We start from the raw sequence: 15,811 nt of genomic DNA on the forward strand, positions 1-15,811 counted from the left end.
AGTCATTCTCTTGAATGCAGAAATATTCTCTGCAAATTATGAAAGGTCGGTTCCATGCTCAACCCGGTGCTAACTCAAACAGGTCCAGTCCAAGGCCGTGAAGATGACGGGGTGCGCAGTTGGCTCGGGATCCCCTACGCCGCGCCGCCCTGGGGCCGGCACCGATTCGCACCGCCCCAGGCCCCTACTCCATGGAGCTCTGTTCGCGATGCCTCCTCGTACGGGCCCCCGGCGCCCCAGGGCCTGCAACTGCCTGGCTCGGAGATCCCGCCGTCAACCGATCCGGCACCTGACTGTCTGACCCTCAACATCTGGGCCCCGAGTGCAGCTCCAGAGGCATTGCCGGTCATGGTGTGGTTCCACGGCGGAGCCTACCTCGCCGGGGCAGGTTCAGAACGGGCGTACAACGGGACCGCACTGGTCCGCGAGGGCGTCCTGGTTGTCACCGTGAACTACCGGATGGGTGTGGACGGCTTCGGACAGATCGACGGCGCCGTTTCCAACCGCGGGATCCTCGACCAGATCGCGGCACTGGAATGGGTGCGGGACAACATTGCCGGCTTCGGAGGTGACCCGCAAAAGGTCACAATCTTCGGAGAATCCGCAGGCGCCGGATGTGTCCTGGCCCTGCTAACCATGCCACGCGCCCGCAATCTGTTCCATCGGGCCATCGCCCAGAGTATTCCTCGGATGTTCGTCTCCCCACCACTCGCGCACTCGGTCACCCAGGCCGTCGCCGCCGCAGCCGGCATCGAAGGAACAGCAGATGCACGCACCCTTGCGACGTTGACTCCTCAGACGCTGGCCGACGCAACGCGGCTGGTCATCAGCACCATGGGAAACCGCGCCGACGAATGGGGTACCCTCGCCTACACTTCCTCGTCGTTTGGGCCGATCTTTGGGCCGATCGTGGACGGAGACACGATGCCGGAGGACCCATGGACGGCGCTTCGAAATGGCGCCGCCCGCGAAATACCCATAATCACCGGCCATACCCGCGACGAATACCGTCTTTTCACCGCCCAACAAAAGCGGTTTAGCATCACCACGGAAGAAGCGGACACCGCCCTGCACATCTTCGCACCCAACGGAGACGCCGACGGCTACCGCGCCATTATGCCGCAAGCAGAACCCGGGGAGCTCTACGAAAAGGTCAATACCGACTACCTGTTCCTCGCCCCTACACTGCAGGCTGCCATGGCCGGCGCCGACGCCGGGGGACACGTGTTCGTCTACGAGCTGTGCATCGACCCGGTAGGGGGCATGGGCTCCCCGCACGCCATTGACTTGCCCTTGACCTTCAACACCCTGGACACCGGAATGGGAGCGCTGATCCCGGAGCCAACTGACTCAGTGATCGAATCCGGCATCCGGATGCGCAGCGCATGGACCCGCTTCGCCGCAACCGGAAACCCGGGATGGCCGCAGTGGGGCCCAGACCAGTCGGTACAGATATGGGGCGGCGAGAACCCTGTGGTGCGCTACCCCGAATCGGAACGGCTTGAACTGTCCCTGACGGATAGTTGCGGCGCCCTCGAGCTATTGCAACATCAAGAGCTGGGCCGGTGAACGCCCAACCAGGACGCCGCCACCGCTTTCATCCTTACCCGGCCCCGTGATTCACACGATCGAACGCTGCGCAGGAATTCTTCCTCGTTCGCTAGGGCGTGTCTCCTAAAGCTGTCAGCCAGATGATGATTGCCCGGAGAACTGCTCCGCCGCGGTAAGTCAGGGCGAGCTTGTCATAGCGGGTCGCCAGGGCCCGCCATTGCTTGAAGATGTTGAAGTTTCGTTCGACGACATTTCGGCCCTTGTAGTCCTCTTTGTCGAAGGCAGGCGGCCTGCCACCGGTGGAACCTCGTCGCTTTCGGTGGCCAATCTGGTCGGACGGTTGCGGGATGACTGCGGTAATACCGCGGTCGCGGAGGTGGGTTCGGATCGCTCTCGAGGAGTAGGCCTTGTCACCGCGGACGCGGTCCGGGCGGGTTCTGGGTCTGCCCTGACCCGCCCGGTTGATCTTCAGCTGGTTCATGAGGTGGGCGAACATCGGCGCGTCCCCGCCCTGGCCCGGAGCGACTAGCAGAACCAAGGGCCTGCCTTTGCCATCAACCAAGGCGTGAATCTTGGTGCTCAATCCGCCCCGGGACCGTCCAACCGCATGATCGTCCGGCTCAGCAAACAGATTCATGTAATTCGAACCGGCCCCCTGTGGTGCGCGGCAGGTTGGTGCCGTGCTGGTGGGCACGGTTCACCGTCGAATCGACCGAGACCGACCAATCCACTTCACCCTGAGAGTCCGCGACCGTCAGCAATGCAGCCAGGATGCTGTCCCACGTTCCGTCACCGCTATAGCGACGGTGACGCTTCCAAATGGTCTGCCACGGACCGAACTCGGCAGGCACATCCCGCCACGCGATCCCGCACCGATACCGGTAAATGATGCCCTCGACCACGCGCCGGTCATCCCGGAAAGGACGACCCCGACGACCATCAGAGGACGGCAACAACGGCTGGATGCGGGCCCACTGCCCATCGGTCAAAACAGAAGTACGCGACACCCATCAAGCATCCCGGCTAAACCAACTTGAATTTAGGAGACACGCCCTAGTCGAGAACGGTGCGGATGTGGCTCCGACCGCAAATGTGCCACAAGCTGTGGCACTTGCTACGTTGTCGCAATGATTCCCAGGCGCGCACGATCGCCGTCATGTACTTCAGGTTGCGGGCAGAGATCCATTTCATGTGGCAAACCGGAAAACCGCATGTTTCAGATTGATTCATCTGGTGGTATTCGCAGAGTACTAGACGACATATGGTTCTTATCGGCCAGTTCCGACTCATCGGTTTAAACAGAGGGCCTATCCATTATGCCTGTTTTGGCCACGCTGTTGTCAACAACGGCTAGTTACATCTCCTACTGCAGTTCTTGCGCTACGCGGTCCTTCAGAACTCCGATCAGACTGAACTACACCCCAACCTGACGTCAGGCAGCAAGGACAAAAGCGTCAGAATAGGGCCCCGACCAGCCAATTGGCACACTTCGACGGAAGGGTCTAGATTCCAACCGGACGGTTACGCTGGCGAACCCTCCTGCCCAAGGGATGCCCGATCTCTCTGTTTTGTGCAGAAACTGTTGGCACAAACTCCGCTGGTCCGACACCCAGCAGCCCCGGGCAGGTCTACGGCCGCGGGAACAAGGAACGGGAACAAGCAGCTAGGGGTAGCAAACTATCCTCCAAGGTCGGGGGTGTAGTTGTTGAGCAGCGTCCGAGTGAGCTGTTCCCCGCGGATCGCAATGGCGTCCAAATCAACATCCCTCATTGGAGCGAAGTTCGTCGGATAATTTTGGACTCTTGCGCGTGGGACGAGGTCCGCCAAGGGCATTGGCAGCCGCTCATCTCGCATGCCGAGGTAGACGTGAACAATGCCCTTTACCTCCGCGTGCTCGCGGGCCAAGTGAATCCGGCTTCGGGCAGAGTCCTGAGATTTTGTGTGTGTGATGTCAAAACTTTGGGCGAGCCTGCCGGCCATGAATCGAGCCGCGGAACGCTCAGTACGTCCGCGTCCGGCGTCGACGGCGACAATGTAATCGAGATCGAATACGTGGGAACTGTACTTGGTTGAGCGGCCAGGGAGTAAGGGAGCAAGGCCAAGGTTGTCGTATACACCACCGTCGGTCAAAGACAATCGCTCGCTACGTCGATCACCGTCTCTACCAAGGAATTCGTAACTTCGGCACAAAGCGGGAAGTAAAACTGGGAACGCCGCTGAGGCTGCGACTGCTTCCGCAACAGTTACCTCATCGAGGATTGTCCCGAACGGCGAAGATGCGCTGAGAGCGCTGCCGAATCGCACTGCGTTACCGGTTCTCATGTCTGTGGACGAAATCACGGTCTCGATGCCTGCATGGGTCACATCAGTGATGAGCTTGGCTCCGAAATTACGCGACGACAGGGCATCGACGAGTGCATCAGTGCGGGAATAGGAGCGCCCCTCCTTCGAGGCAAGTGCCCGGACAGCGCTGGCGATTGCACGCCCCGCTGCCCGTGGCGTGAAGGCACGTCGAGCAAGCTCAGTTTGGAGTCCCCCACGCAGGAGCGTAGTGACGGAGTCGTCAAACTCATCGAATCGTTCCGGTCCGTAAGCCCACATCGCAGCGAGGAGGCTCCCCCCACTGATGCCCGAAACGACAGTCACCTGGGGAAGAAGATTGCGATCGTGAAGGGCTCGTAGGCTGCCGAGGCCGAACGCTGTTGCGCGAAAGCCGCCCCCAGACAACGCGAGTCCAATCCTCGGGCTCATTGGTCCCTGCCGATCCCTGCGCGTTCTCCGGCACCCGTAGGGAATTGCCCTGTTGGATAGGTATATCCCCCAGGGAACCAGGCACCCGAAGAGGTGAGGAACGGCGCGACCATTCCCTCCTGTCGGCTGGCGGGGTTCCGATTGATCACCCGGGCGTAAATGTTGGGCAGGGTCCCGCTATCGAGCCAACCCTCCCAAATAGGAGCATTACCCCCGAGGATGAGCATTAGCGCACGGCGGCTGCCACCGTCCATCGCGACGATGTCGGCCATGCCTTCCTCGTCCCTGTCGCTGGGGGAGGCGACTCCGTAAGGATGCGTGTGCCACATGCCCACAAACCCGACCCGATTCGCAGTGGCGGTGCTAAGGGAGGTAACGATTTCTTGTGTTCCTTCTGTACCGTGATCGAAGTATGCAGCCGAAAGGTGGCTGTCCGGTGAAGGACCTGCGACCGTGTCGATGAGGACCGTCTGCGTCGCTTCGTCAAAACTCCCCAGCAGCATCCCGCCAGTTTCGATCCGTCCGCCGCGGACTCTGCGCCCACGACGGGTTTCTGTGCGCAACTCCGCTAGGGCGCGAGCGTTAATGCGGACCTCATAATTTCCGGTCTTGTCTGGGAGGATCACGTCATTTCTCCACCCGAGGCGTACGGGTCGCGGGCCCCTCACTTCAGGGGAGAGGTCGCAGCCAATTGCGGTCATGGGTTCAGCGTCCGTGCTGGCAAGGACTGAGACCGCGGAGACGAGTAGCGCTGAGGCAAGTGCTGCTGTCTCTGCGGCGGAACCAGTGAACGTGGGGGCGGAGCAGCCCGGTTCGGGGAAGAACCGCTCGGTTCGTGGCGGATTTGGGAAGAGATCGTCGGCGAGGTCCTTCCATCCGGCAGGTGCCGTGATAGCGGTATCGATGGAAAGGCGGCGGAGGATGTCGTGGCCGCTTCCGGTCGCTCCCGGCAGGGAGATTGTGGCCACACCACGTTGTGCTGTGTGCCCGAACAGCGCACTGATGGTCGCCGGCCACTCGGCGCGGATGGCTCCACGGGCTCGTTCAATACCGACGCGAACACCGATGTCAGCTGTTGCGTCGACGATGAGATCGTACTGGAGCAGGTCTGCAGGGTCGGTAAGTGTCCCTGTCACGATGTTCGCGCTTGAGCTTGTCACTGTCAGGTCGTGCCGGATTCGAGACAACCGGGTCGCGAGGCGTTCGGCCTTGTTGTAGCCGATGTCCGCGTCTTCGTATGGCTGCCGGAGGAGGATTCCGGGTGTGACTGCTCCCTTGTCAATCACATGGAGCTGCGCGACTCCTGCCCGGATGCATTGTTCAGCGATCGGTGCTCCGAGGGCTCCGCAACCCAGCACCAGTACCCTTTTGCCGGCCAGCCACTGGAGAGGTGAGCCGGCATCTCGACGCCGCGTCACTTCTGGGCGGGCTTCGTGGATGACCATCCACTGCAGCCTGGCGAAGCCGAGCCAGTCATGGGCCAATTTTCGCACCCGTGCGGCGAGCTCAACGTGCTCTGGACTGACCTCTTGGAGTAGGTCGGTGATGTCCGCGCCGAGGTCATCAAGATGCCAGGCTGTGATATGCGCGAGGAGTACTCCCGGTTCGAGGCGGCGCGCGGGTGTCCCCAGCAGCATCATCGCCGGTACGGCGTCATCGCCCTCAAGTGTCACGCCGATGGCTTTGTTGATTATCCGGGCGTTGACGAGGACCCGTAGGAGTTCGTCGCGGTTGAGGCCGTAGGTGTCGAGGGCGCCTGCGAGGAGTGCAGCCGTGGTTGGGTACTCCATTTCGAGGGTGTCGCTGATCAGCACGAGCGGCGCAGCGAAGTACGCTACGCCGTTCTCGCCCTGCGCGCGCAGGTCGTCTGCAACGAGCCGGTCAATGATCTGTTGCCTGGTAAGCCATTCGAGGACGTCAATCCGCTTACCGCGTTTCGCGCACCATGCGTAGAGGAGTTTCACTCGTTCTGGTCCGGCGTTTGTCCAGGGCACAAGATCTCCCAAGTCCGGGCGGACAACGACCCAGCCGTGCTTGTATGAGTGGTATGCGACTGGTGGGTGCAGTGGCCGTCCAGCCGGGTCCAGCTCGCCGGCTGCAGCGCGTTGAAGCCACAGATTTAGTCTTGCGATCAACCCGCGCATTCCGTCGGCCGGGTTCCATTCCACGGAAGGTGCCGCGTACAGGCAGAGGTGGCGTCCCCATTGGACGTGGGGTGTTCCTGCCCACCGTCGATGCGCGACGTTGACGTCCGGGTGCAAGTCGGGGAAGGACGGGCCGACGATGATTTCGAACCGTTCCCGTGCGCGCAACCGGATTCCGCCATTGGCGGTCTCGATCCCTGACGTGTCGAGCGAGACCGTGAGAGTGGTCAGGCCGCTCTCGGTTACAGTTCCCAGCAGCTGGATAGCACCGTCGCTGATTTCCGCAAGTTCGGTAAGCTGCCGTTGCGCGAGTTCGCTCAACGACCGAACCCGACCGGCGTCTCCGGTGCATGCCGGCCGCCCCGGTCAGAGGTCACGGCCGCGTCTACCCGCTCGGGGCCAGCAACGACCGTGGTGGCCGCAGCCGACCGCGGAATCTTGTTCGCCACCGCTACGGCGGCCGCGGTGACGGCAGCGAACCGCCGGCCGACTGCCGATGCTGCGAGTTCTGCCGCGGCCTCGGATGCTGCCGACTTGACGAGGTCGCCGCGGATGATGCGGGCACCAGCCGCATCGACACCAAACACAACCGGGGAGGGCGCTCCCTCATCCACCCATGACATTGTGCAGATGACCTCATCGGAGATCTCCGCGTATCGGTCAGCCGCCATCTTGTGCGGAGGATTGTTCCCGTCGACGTCTACATCCGGGAACACCGCGCTGCTACACACAACGGTCCCGCCAGGACGTGCGTTGCGCTCGAATGCATTGAGCACATCCATCTGGAGCTGCTCCGTGCCCTCGGCATCCCTCTTGTACATCACCCGCTTGGAGCAATGATGCGGTGCCAGCAGCAAATCCCACGCGAGGTACTGCTCACGGTTGTAGTACTCGCTGTAATCGAAGACCTTCATGATCGTGTCATGGGCAAGGTCGCCGAACAGCAGCACTTTCCCATCAACACCCGTTTCGTCCGTCAACGTAACCTGCATCGACAGAGAGGTCTCGTTTCGAGCGGCGGCTGCGTCGTCCCTAAAGGGGGCGTGGATAAACGCCTCGAACACGCCGGCGCACTCGTTTCCATCAAGCATCGTCAACGACTGGCCGGGCCAGGCCAGATATTCTTCGGGCAACTCGCTGTAGGCATGCGAGCTTTGCTCATCGTCATAGCCGACAACACGAATTCGATCGCCACTCGCCGGGACGCCACCAGCGCTCACGGCCTTCATCGTGGCCTCGATTCGCCGCTCCGACTCCTCACGGAACGCAACAGCGTCGCTGCACAGCTCCGGAGCGTCAGGGTCGTTGTACTCGCGCCAGAGGCGCGGTGTCGCCCACAACTCCCCAATCGTCACCTGCTGCAGGAGGTCAGCGAAACCCAGGCAGTGGTCCTTGTCGGCATGGGTTAGTACAAACGTCGCGAGATAAGGCTTGCCCCCGACCGCTGGGAGCGCCTCGACAAGACGGTCCACCACCGCAACCTCGGGTGTGTCATCATCGTCCGCCTTCGCCATATCGTGAATGTCAACCTGCATCACGACCAGATCGTCAACTACCACCGTGGTGCTGTCTCCGGTACCAACCGGCCAGAACACCACTCCGCGGGCAGGAAGCCCCTCGAACTCACTCATGCGGCGCCTTTCTTCTCCAGGTCATCGGACGTGACTCCGGGCGTAGCACCTACCGTACCGGCAGGCTCCGACAGTTAGACGAGGAAAGCCACGCCTGACGAAGCCTTTCGCTACCGGCGGACTTGGACCAGCGAATGGCCGGGGTAAGCATCCACGTCCGGTAAATCGGCGCTCCGGTTCAGAACCCGTCTGGACTGCTTTTCCGCTGCCCGCAGGCGGGGGACAATCCTGGTGGGTTATCCACCGCTACTTCTGCTGAGGGAGCTTTCCTGGTGGCTCCCGGTTTTCAGCCGTGGATAACCCGGATTGACCCCAACTGTGGACAGCTCGCGAGGTCACCTTGAGCGTTGGAAACAGCCGGTTTAGAACAGCCCTGCGGGTGGTTCCTCGCAGGGCAGCGGGGCGAGTTTGGAGCGGTGGCCTTCGTCCGGGGTGCAGCCTTTAAATGGGCCGTCTGTTGAGAGCAGGACGGACATGTGGTGGTCTGCGTGGTCGCGCCACCAGACGCTCATCCCCGTGGTGCCGTCCAGGCGCAGGAATTCCCAGGCGCGCCAGAGCGCTTCGAGGCGGCTAATGGCTTCGGCGTGCTTCCACCATTGCGGGCACCAGGTCACCCCGCCTTGGACGTTCAGTTGCCGGCGGTAGCTCGTGGCCAGCTTGTTGCTGACGAATTCGGCGACATTCGGGTAGAACAACTCAGGAGCTTGCGCGTCCTCCTCGGTCGACTCCGTCGCGCCGGCCGAATTGTCGTCCGGCTCTTCGTCCCACTCCCCCAGGCCCTCACTCATGTGAGGCGCCCGCGGCGATCCACCGGTTCCCGGCCGCGACCGCCGGCTTGTTCGCGGGGTCGTGTGCGGCGATGGAGGCCCGGACCGCGTCAGCTTGCGGTCCGCTCATCCAGGGCACCGTTTCCAGCAGCGCCGCGGGGGTGCCGGAGGCGAACATGATGGCCCGGCCGCGAGGAAAGGCGGCCAGGTCCGAGACGTCCAGGGTGCGTTCCTTGCGGTCGTCGTCGCGGCTGTAGGAGGTGCCTTGTTTGGAGCGGCTTCTGGTCATGTTGGAGTACCTGTACTCCCCCACGAGCTGGGCAAGCTCGTTGAGGAATTCGGCTTCGGCGACGCCGCCGCCGTAGACCTTGATGTTGGAGGCGCTCCAGAGTTTGCGCATCCCGTCGCGTCCCCAAACTTCAACGCCTTGGGACCAGGATTGGAGGATGGTCATCAGGACGATGCCGCGGGATCCGTAGTGGCTGTAAAGGTTCGGGAGCTCCCGCCAGCGGCAGACGTTGGCTGCTTCGTCCAGGACACCGACCATGGGTGTGGCGAGCCGGCCGCCGGGCGAGTGGACGGCGAGTTCTTCGGCGGCCTCGACAGTGGCCACGGTCAGCGCGGTCACGAGCGGGCCGGCGGTGCCTTTGCCTTCCTTGGACAGGCTGTACAGGGTGCCTTTGGAGCGGACGAATGCTGCAGGGTCGAACTGCGGCCGGGTGTCGTTGTCGCCCTGCGGGGTGACCCAGCGGGCGACTTGGCGGTTGGTGAGGCAGGAGGCCATCTGCAGTGCCGTGCCGTACACGCCGCCGCGCTGTTTTTCGGGGGCGTTGATGACGCCGCCGACGGCGTTGGCGGTCTGGGTGAAGCCGTGGGATTTGAGGATGTCCACCGCTTCATCGTCAGCCGGTCGGGTCAGCCAGGTGTGGACCTGCGTGATCGGCCGGCTGTCGAGGGCGGCGGCGAGGAGGAGCCCGGCGAGGAGGTCCTGGCCGGCGGGGTCGAAGTAGGCGTCGGTTTTGGCGTCGGGGCCACGGGAACCGGCGGCGAAGTGGTCGGCCAGGCGTGCTGCTTTCACCTCGTCGGTGACGTAGGACAGGGGGTTCCACCACCACGTGGGTTCCTCGAGGGCGACGGACTGCGGGTCGAACACCCATACGGGGCCGTCGGCGGCGCGGACGTCGCGGGTTCCGTCGACGATGTCCCGCTTGTTCGAGGTCACCAGCGCCGCTCCCGGGGCGGCGAGGATCGCCGGGATCGCCCGGGATGTCGTCTTGCCTGTGCGGGGTCCCCAGATGTCGATGTGCATGTCTTCCCAGGACCCGTAGACCATCTGTCCGCCGAGGACGGTCTTACCGACCGGGACGCCGGGTGATCCTGTCACGCCGAGGCGTTCGGCGGTGGCGGTGGCACCGCGCAGGCTGAGGGCGCGCAGGTCGCGGCCTTTGGCCATGTGCTGCGCGGCGGCGTCCACCCGGGAACGTTTGGACCGTTTGCGCAGCACCGACCGGACCACCAGGACGGAGACGACGATGATGATGACAGCGAAGCCGATCAGGACCCAGGTTGCGGCCGGGGGCCAGGTGACCTTCTGGGAGATCAGGCTGAAGACCAGTTCAAACGGGTTCGCCGGCAGTGTCTGGCCGTCACCGGACAGGATCGAGCCCAGGTGCACGGCGCCGGCGACCGAGCCGACACCGAGCACCACGATGGTGATGAAGACCCAGAGCAGGATGGTTTCGGTGTCGAGCTGCGAGCGTTTGCCGCTGCTTGGTGCGCCCATCAGTTCGCCCCCTCGCCGGTGTTGTTGATCGTCCAGCGTTTGTTGGTGTCGTGCAGCCGTTCTTCGACGCTGGTGAGTTTGAGTGCGACCGGGATTCCGGGGCGGCCGCCGACTTTGAAGAGGAATTTGCCCAGGCCCGGGCGGACGCGTTTGCGGGAGCCGCCGACGTCGGTCCATGATCCCGGGTCGGCCCAGGAGATGAGGCGGGCCTGTTCGGCCCTGGAGAGGGTGACGGCTTTGTTGAGTTTTTCCATTTCGGCCCCGGGCAGGGCGCCGCAGACGACCATGCCGGAGCGTTCGACGAAACCGCGCGCTTTCATCCGTTCGGATTCGGTGGGCAGGGCTTCGAGGTCGCTCATGGTGTGCGTGATCATGGCCTGCCCGACACCTTCGGTGCGGTTGAGACGGGTGAGGGAGTCGACCCGGTCGACCATGCCTTCACCGGAGCGCAGGGCCCGCCAGAGCTCGTCCATGACGACGAAGTAGTTCCGGCGCGGTTCCAGGCCGGCGTCGGCCAGGGTGTGGGCGACCTGGACGGTGGCGAACCCGGTGGACCAGCAGGCCAGCAGGCAGGCCGCCTGGATGTCGCGCTGGGTGTCGGAGATCCCGGAGAGGTCGAAGACCACGGGTTTGGTCAGGTCCATCGGCTGGTCGGTTGGCTGGGAGAACATGTCCGAGAACCGGCCCGAGCCGTTCAGGGAGTACAGCGACTGGCGCAGTTGGTCGGTCGCGTCGAGGTAGCGGCTCATGTCGCCGCGGTCCAGGGCGATCGCCCGCAGCTCGTCGGGGGCGTCTTTGATGACCTCGATCAGGTCCCCGATCAGGGGCACCCGGTCCAGGCGCTCGTCCAGGATGTGCAGGGCCCGGTCAAGCAGGGATTCCTCGTGGGCGCTGGGCTTGGCGTTCCGCACGATGGTGATCAGCGCCGTGATCATGTTCAGGCGCCGGTTGTGCGAGTCGGCCATCAGCTGTTCGGCCAGCTTCTCCGCCTTCACTGCTGCAGCGAGCAGCGGCGCGGCCGCGGCCTGGCCGCCATCTGGATCGTTCAGGGTCCGGTTCGCGTTGGCCCGGTGTTCCTCGGCCGAGGCGAGCAGCCTGACGGCGGCTCCCGTGGCTTCACCCGGGTCCAGGACATTCAAATGGCCGCGTCCAGGGCCCAGACTGATGACCTGCCCGCCGAGAGCTTCGATCAGGTCAACGTAATCCGGCTTCAGGTCACCGAGGATCAACGGGTTGATGCTCCGGCCTGCCAGGCCTAGGACAATGTGCCGGACCAGGGTGGACTTGCCGTAGTGCGGCAGGCCAAGGACGAACATGGAGGGGTTGTTGATCATGCCGTGCATGAACCAGCTGATCGGATCGGCGCCGAAGGGCGCGCCGGTGTCGGTGTGAACGCCGATCGGGACACCTAGGATCGGGGTCCCACTGCCGCCCACGAACGGCCAGAGACCGCAGACCTGGACCGAGGTTCCGCGCCATTCGTCGGCTGCAGTGACGTAGACAGCTTCGCCCTGCCCGCGGCCGCGCCAGCCCCGAAGGCCCGGGCGGCGGGCGACAGCGGCCGCGAGCTTCGTGGCCGGGGCCTGTGTGCGCTGGTACTTGGTCTTGCTGCCGAACATCACATGGCCTCGCGGATCTCTTCGGGAACCTTCAAGTGCTTGGGCAGGACCAGACCCAGTGGCAGGGACGCGGCAAAGGCAGAATCCTGTGAGCCGTAAGCGCGCCGCAACAGCAGACGTGCCGACGGACCGAGATTGCCTTCCACGACGGCCACAGTGTCCTCAAGGTCACGGGAGGACAGCACCGTAGCCGTGACCACCATGCCGAAGTTGACCAGCCCGGCACCCTTGGCTTCCTCCGCTGCGGTGGCCTGCGCCGCGCGGGCGTCGACCAGGGCGCGGGCGGTGGGCCGGTTAGTCGAGGAGGCCCGGGTCAGGGCGCTGGTCTGGTCAGATTCCACGATGGCGGCCGCGCGGCCTGCTTCGATCGGCCGGTACAGCAAGGTGACCCGCTTGCGGGCAATCTCCCCGTGCGGTGCGACCAAGCGGGCCAGAGCCGAGGCCAGGATGTGTCCGCGGGGTGCGCCCGTCATGGTCCAGGACACCGAGTGCCCGGAATCGTGGCGGTAGCCGTCCCAGCCCGCTTGGTGGGCGGACGGTCCAACGTCGCCCCAGTCCAGGTCCACAGGTGTGCCCTGGTAGTGGGCTTCGTCAATGAGCCGTGCCGCTGCAGGGTCGTACGCGACCCGCACGACCTCACACAGTTCCTGGGCATTCAACGGTGCGCAGGCTCCGGCGCCGGTGGATTCCAGCCGCTCGGTCAGGCTGGGAAGCCGCGAAGCGAGATCCCGAGCGATCTCTTCTGCCGTGCGCCGCTTGCCGCCGGCCCGGGCAGCGGCACTGAACGTCAGCGCGACCCAAGCACGGATCGTGGCCGAACCCTGCGGGTAAGTCGCCAGGGCCTCCCGGAGCATGGCCTTGGCAATGTCAGGGGCATCGTCATGGATGTTCGATTCAACTTCCCGGCGCAGCCGCGCCCCGGAATCGGGTGCGGTTTCGACCGTGACGGATGCAGCCACGACGGCAGGTTCATTCGACAACGAAGCCAGCCAGCCGCCCCAGTTAGCCACCCAGGCATCAATCTGCTCGGGATCAACCAAGGATGCCCCGTCGGGCTGGGTGCCGAAGACAACGGTGTAGTGCGCAGTTGAGGGAAGGTGGATCAGCGCGAAGGGGCGGCCATAGGAGTCGGTGAACTCATACAGCTTGGAACCGGCAGAGATCCCAGGCAGCTGGAACTCGCCCCAAGGCGTCAGTCCCAGCGGACCGGAGCGGTAGATGTTGGCCTTCTTGCGCCGCGCGGAGCGGAACGCCAGCCGGGCGAAGACCCGCTCCCCCACGGACTTGTTGTGCTTGTCGGTCACCGAGACGACCGCCAGCGCCACCCCAAGAATGAACAGAGCAACGAGCCCGGCGAACCAGCCGCCCACAAAGAGACAGATCACCGTGATAATGAGGCCAACAAACAAACCGGCTGTTGCCAGCCCGCCAAGGGTGCCGATGCCCGCTTTGCGCGGACGCCGCCAGTTGCCGTAGGTCGGTTCCCTGTATGTGTTCTCGATAGCTGCCATCTCAGGCACCCCCCGTGGATTCTTCGCTCATGTCTTTGATGGCCCCGGAAGCGGCCTGGCCTGCTTCAACGCCCTTCTGTGCGGCCAGTACGGCGACACCGCCCGCGCCCGCGGCCACAGCGCCACCGCTGACGGCCGCTCCGCCGCCTGCAGCAGCACTACCGGCACCGGTAGATGCTGCCGCGCCAGTGACTCCGGCGCTCCGGGTACCCGTCTTCCCTGCTGTGCCGGACGTTCCTGCCGTTCCTTGGCTGCCAGTGCCTGAGGGGCCCTGTGATCCGGGGCTTTGACTCGAGGTGCTGCTGGTTGTCGTCGAGCTGGTGGATGACCCTCCGCCGCGTCCGGCGCTGCCCATGCTGATGGCGCCGGAAGCCAGTGCGCCGACCGTCCCTGCTGCCAGAGCGCCATTGCCGCCAGCGACAGCGCCAACCATGGGGGTGACGAACCGCATGAGGGCTGGCATGGCGAACAAGGCAATGATCATCAGAGCAAGTCCGGTGACTGTGGTCAGGAGCGCGGAGCCGAAGTCCTTGCCGTCACCAACGTTTCCGAAGATCTTGCTGCCGCTGAGCTGGAAGGCCGTCGCGTAGATAATGGCGGCCGCGGGTTTGTAGAGAATGAAGGCGATCAGCCATGCCGTGCACTTCTGGAACCACCCCTTGCCAGCTTCGGTGTTGGTGAAAGCTGCAGCCGTAGGGAAGATCCCCGTCAGGATGACGAGCAGGCCACCGCGGATGATCATGAGCACGATCTGCATGACGGAGGCCAGAATCGCGACCAGCCCTAGGAGAATGATCATGATCGACCCGAGCGGGCTGGTGGCCGAAAGCGCCAACAAGGCTGTGATGTTCTCGTTGAACGAGGTGCCGTTCGTGGAGTTAGTGATGATCCAAGCCGAGAACTGATCAGCGGCAACCGTCAGCAGTCCCACTGCTGCGACACCAGCGCCGGAGACGACGATCAGGGTCGCCAGCGAACGCACCAGATCCCGCAACGGTGCACCCCTGCGCTCAATCGTCATCTTGGCGGCACCCACGAGGACGGACAGCACAGCCAAGGAAGCCGTCCAGAAATAGAGACTGTTCTGCAGAAACAACACCGGATCACTCGCAGTCGACCCACCCGGGGCTGCGGTTAGAGCGGGAGTTCCCACATTCACCCAAAACGTCCCAAGCGTCTTGACGACGTTTCCCACAGCGTCTGCGACTGCCTGAGCCATGTTCTTGACCGCGTCATTGGCACGATCATTCGCCCAGTCTGAAACGACGCATCCAACTTCCCACGGTTTGCAGGGCTGCCCGTTCTCGTTGGCCGGAAACAAAGTTAGACCCCCGCCCAACTAATGAAGCTGTTCAAATCAGAGAGCTGTCGTGCTTCTGCCATGCCAGTGGCGGGCAGAACCCATTTCCAATCGCCGCCTTGCCACTGCATTGCCACGGGCACTGACCCGACGCTGCCGTTTGCTGCTGTGAGGCCGTATTCAATGACGGCGCGGTCGCCGGTGTAGTCCACGACCTTGTAGCCCGCGATCTGAAACGGTGCCGTCGTCGGGGCGCTGGTCGGTGGCTCCGACAGCATCTTGTCTCGTTCCGGTCCCTCGACCACGAGATGCTGGGCCAACAGGTCGGGACGTCCAGAACTCCCGAGAACAATCATGTTTGCCCCGGCGTAGAGCGCCCCGGTGGGTGAGTGTGCAAAGCAGGAGCGGAGTCCATTGGTTTCGGTCTTGCCGGGGCCGAATTGCGTCGGCGATGTTGGTGCGGCGATCTTGCCGACCAATTCCCATTTGGTATCGGCGGGTGCGGCGGCCGGCTTGGCCTGGTCACCGGATGGCAGGCCGCACACGCTGGACGCCGACGCCGCGGTCGGTTGACCGCTGCTGGTGCTTGTGTTGATGGTGCTCGGTTCAGGGGACGCCGTTTCCCCACCTCTGGGAACCAGGGCGAGGATGATCCCGAGCGCGACAATGATCGCCACGACAACGGCCGAGATGATGAACTTAGGTTTGGTCAGCGGATTCTGGTCTTCGTTCACTGTCGGTTCAGTCATGGCAA

The 15,811-nt window shown here is 63.7% G+C and carries 11 protein-coding genes; 1 reads left to right on the forward strand and 10 read right to left on the reverse strand.

Annotated elements, in window-relative coordinates; genetic code table 11:
* Positions 1-54 precede the first annotated feature (54 nt).
* Positions 55-1,569, forward strand: a complete 1,515-nt coding sequence (locus ACKAE7_RS05215) for a carboxylesterase/lipase family protein (protein WP_286404975.1) — start codon at positions 55-57, stop codon at positions 1,567-1,569.
* A gap of 91 nt (positions 1,570-1,660) precedes the next feature.
* On the opposite strand, the gene ACKAE7_RS05220 is transcribed toward ACKAE7_RS05215, so the two are convergent.
* From ACKAE7_RS05220 to ACKAE7_RS05265, 10 genes are all read right to left on the reverse strand, one after another.
* Positions 1,661-2,558 (reverse strand): IS5 family transposase gene (locus ACKAE7_RS05220; protein ID WP_152683474.1). Its coding sequence is split into 2 segments (ribosomal slippage): positions 1,661-2,206 and positions 2,208-2,558, totalling 897 coding nucleotides; the frame shifts between segments, so codons are not numbered across the junction.
* Positions 2,559-3,228: 670 nt separating this feature from the next.
* On the reverse strand, positions 3,229-4,302 hold the full coding sequence (locus tag ACKAE7_RS05225; RefSeq protein WP_286404973.1) for a patatin-like phospholipase family protein: 1,074 nt from the start codon (positions 4,300-4,302) through the stop codon (positions 3,229-3,231).
* Positions 4,299-6,767, reverse strand: a complete 2,469-nt coding sequence (locus ACKAE7_RS05230) for a ThiF family adenylyltransferase (protein WP_264963368.1) — start codon at positions 6,765-6,767, stop codon at positions 4,299-4,301. Before ACKAE7_RS05230 ends, ACKAE7_RS05225 begins: the two co-directional genes overlap by 4 nt.
* The gene (locus ACKAE7_RS05235) at positions 6,764-8,077 is read right to left on the reverse strand and encodes a hypothetical protein (RefSeq protein WP_264963369.1); all 1,314 of its coding nucleotides are present in this window, start codon (positions 8,075-8,077) and stop codon (positions 6,764-6,766) included. Before ACKAE7_RS05235 ends, ACKAE7_RS05230 begins: the two co-directional genes overlap by 4 nt.
* Before the next feature lie 362 nt (positions 8,078-8,439).
* Entirely contained in the window at positions 8,440-8,865 is a 426-nt protein-coding gene (locus ACKAE7_RS05240) for a DUF4913 domain-containing protein (protein ID WP_264963370.1), read from the reverse strand.
* The gene (locus tag ACKAE7_RS05245; RefSeq protein WP_264963371.1) at positions 8,858-10,627 is read right to left on the reverse strand and encodes a type IV secretory system conjugative DNA transfer family protein; all 1,770 of its coding nucleotides are present in this window, start codon (positions 10,625-10,627) and stop codon (positions 8,858-8,860) included. Before ACKAE7_RS05245 ends, ACKAE7_RS05240 begins: the two co-directional genes overlap by 8 nt.
* Positions 10,627-12,246 (reverse strand): ATP/GTP-binding protein, encoded by a 1,620-nt coding sequence (locus ACKAE7_RS05250; protein ID WP_264963372.1) that lies wholly within the window; start codon positions 12,244-12,246, stop codon positions 10,627-10,629. Before ACKAE7_RS05250 ends, ACKAE7_RS05245 begins: the two co-directional genes overlap by 1 nt.
* Positions 12,246-13,757 (reverse strand): SCO6880 family protein, encoded by a 1,512-nt coding sequence (locus ACKAE7_RS05255; protein ID WP_286404984.1) that lies wholly within the window; start codon positions 13,755-13,757, stop codon positions 12,246-12,248. Before ACKAE7_RS05255 ends, ACKAE7_RS05250 begins: the two co-directional genes overlap by 1 nt.
* Before the next feature lies 1 nt (position 13,758).
* Positions 13,759-14,856, reverse strand: coding sequence for a hypothetical protein (locus tag ACKAE7_RS05260; protein ID WP_408978642.1), 1,098 nt, complete (start codon positions 14,854-14,856; stop codon positions 13,759-13,761).
* Positions 14,857-15,080: 224 nt separating this feature from the next.
* The gene (locus tag ACKAE7_RS05265; protein WP_264963375.1) at positions 15,081-15,806 is read right to left on the reverse strand and encodes a hypothetical protein; all 726 of its coding nucleotides are present in this window, start codon (positions 15,804-15,806) and stop codon (positions 15,081-15,083) included.
* Positions 15,807-15,811 lie beyond the last annotated feature (5 nt).

The organism is Pseudarthrobacter sp. NKDBFgelt, assembly GCF_046097905.1.
Classification (GTDB): domain Bacteria; phylum Actinomycetota; class Actinomycetes; order Actinomycetales; family Micrococcaceae; genus Arthrobacter; species Arthrobacter polychromogenes.

Excerpts from the sequence above, each read along its gene's own strand:
- ACKAE7_RS05215 (WP_286404975.1), top strand. The coding sequence starts at position 55 with ATGCTCAACCCGGTGCTAACTCAAACAGGTCCAGTCCAAGGCCGTGAA.
- ACKAE7_RS05225 (WP_286404973.1), bottom strand. The coding sequence starts at position 4,302 with ATGAGCCCGAGGATTGGACTCGCGTTGTCTGGGGGCGGCTTTCGCGCA.
- ACKAE7_RS05235 (WP_264963369.1), bottom strand. The coding sequence starts at position 8,077 with ATGAGTGAGTTCGAGGGGCTTCCTGCCCGCGGAGTGGTGTTCTGGCCG.
- ACKAE7_RS05240 (WP_264963370.1), bottom strand. The coding sequence starts at position 8,865 with ATGAGTGAGGGCCTGGGGGAGTGGGACGAAGAGCCGGACGACAATTCG.
- ACKAE7_RS05245 (WP_264963371.1), bottom strand. The coding sequence starts at position 10,627 with ATGGGCGCACCAAGCAGCGGCAAACGCTCGCAGCTCGACACCGAAACC.
- ACKAE7_RS05250 (WP_264963372.1), bottom strand. The coding sequence starts at position 12,246 with ATGTTCGGCAGCAAGACCAAGTACCAGCGCACACAGGCCCCGGCCACG.
- ACKAE7_RS05255 (WP_286404984.1), bottom strand. The coding sequence starts at position 13,757 with ATGGCAGCTATCGAGAACACATACAGGGAACCGACCTACGGCAACTGG.
- ACKAE7_RS05265 (WP_264963375.1), bottom strand. The coding sequence starts at position 15,806 with ATGACTGAACCGACAGTGAACGAAGACCAGAATCCGCTGACCAAACCT.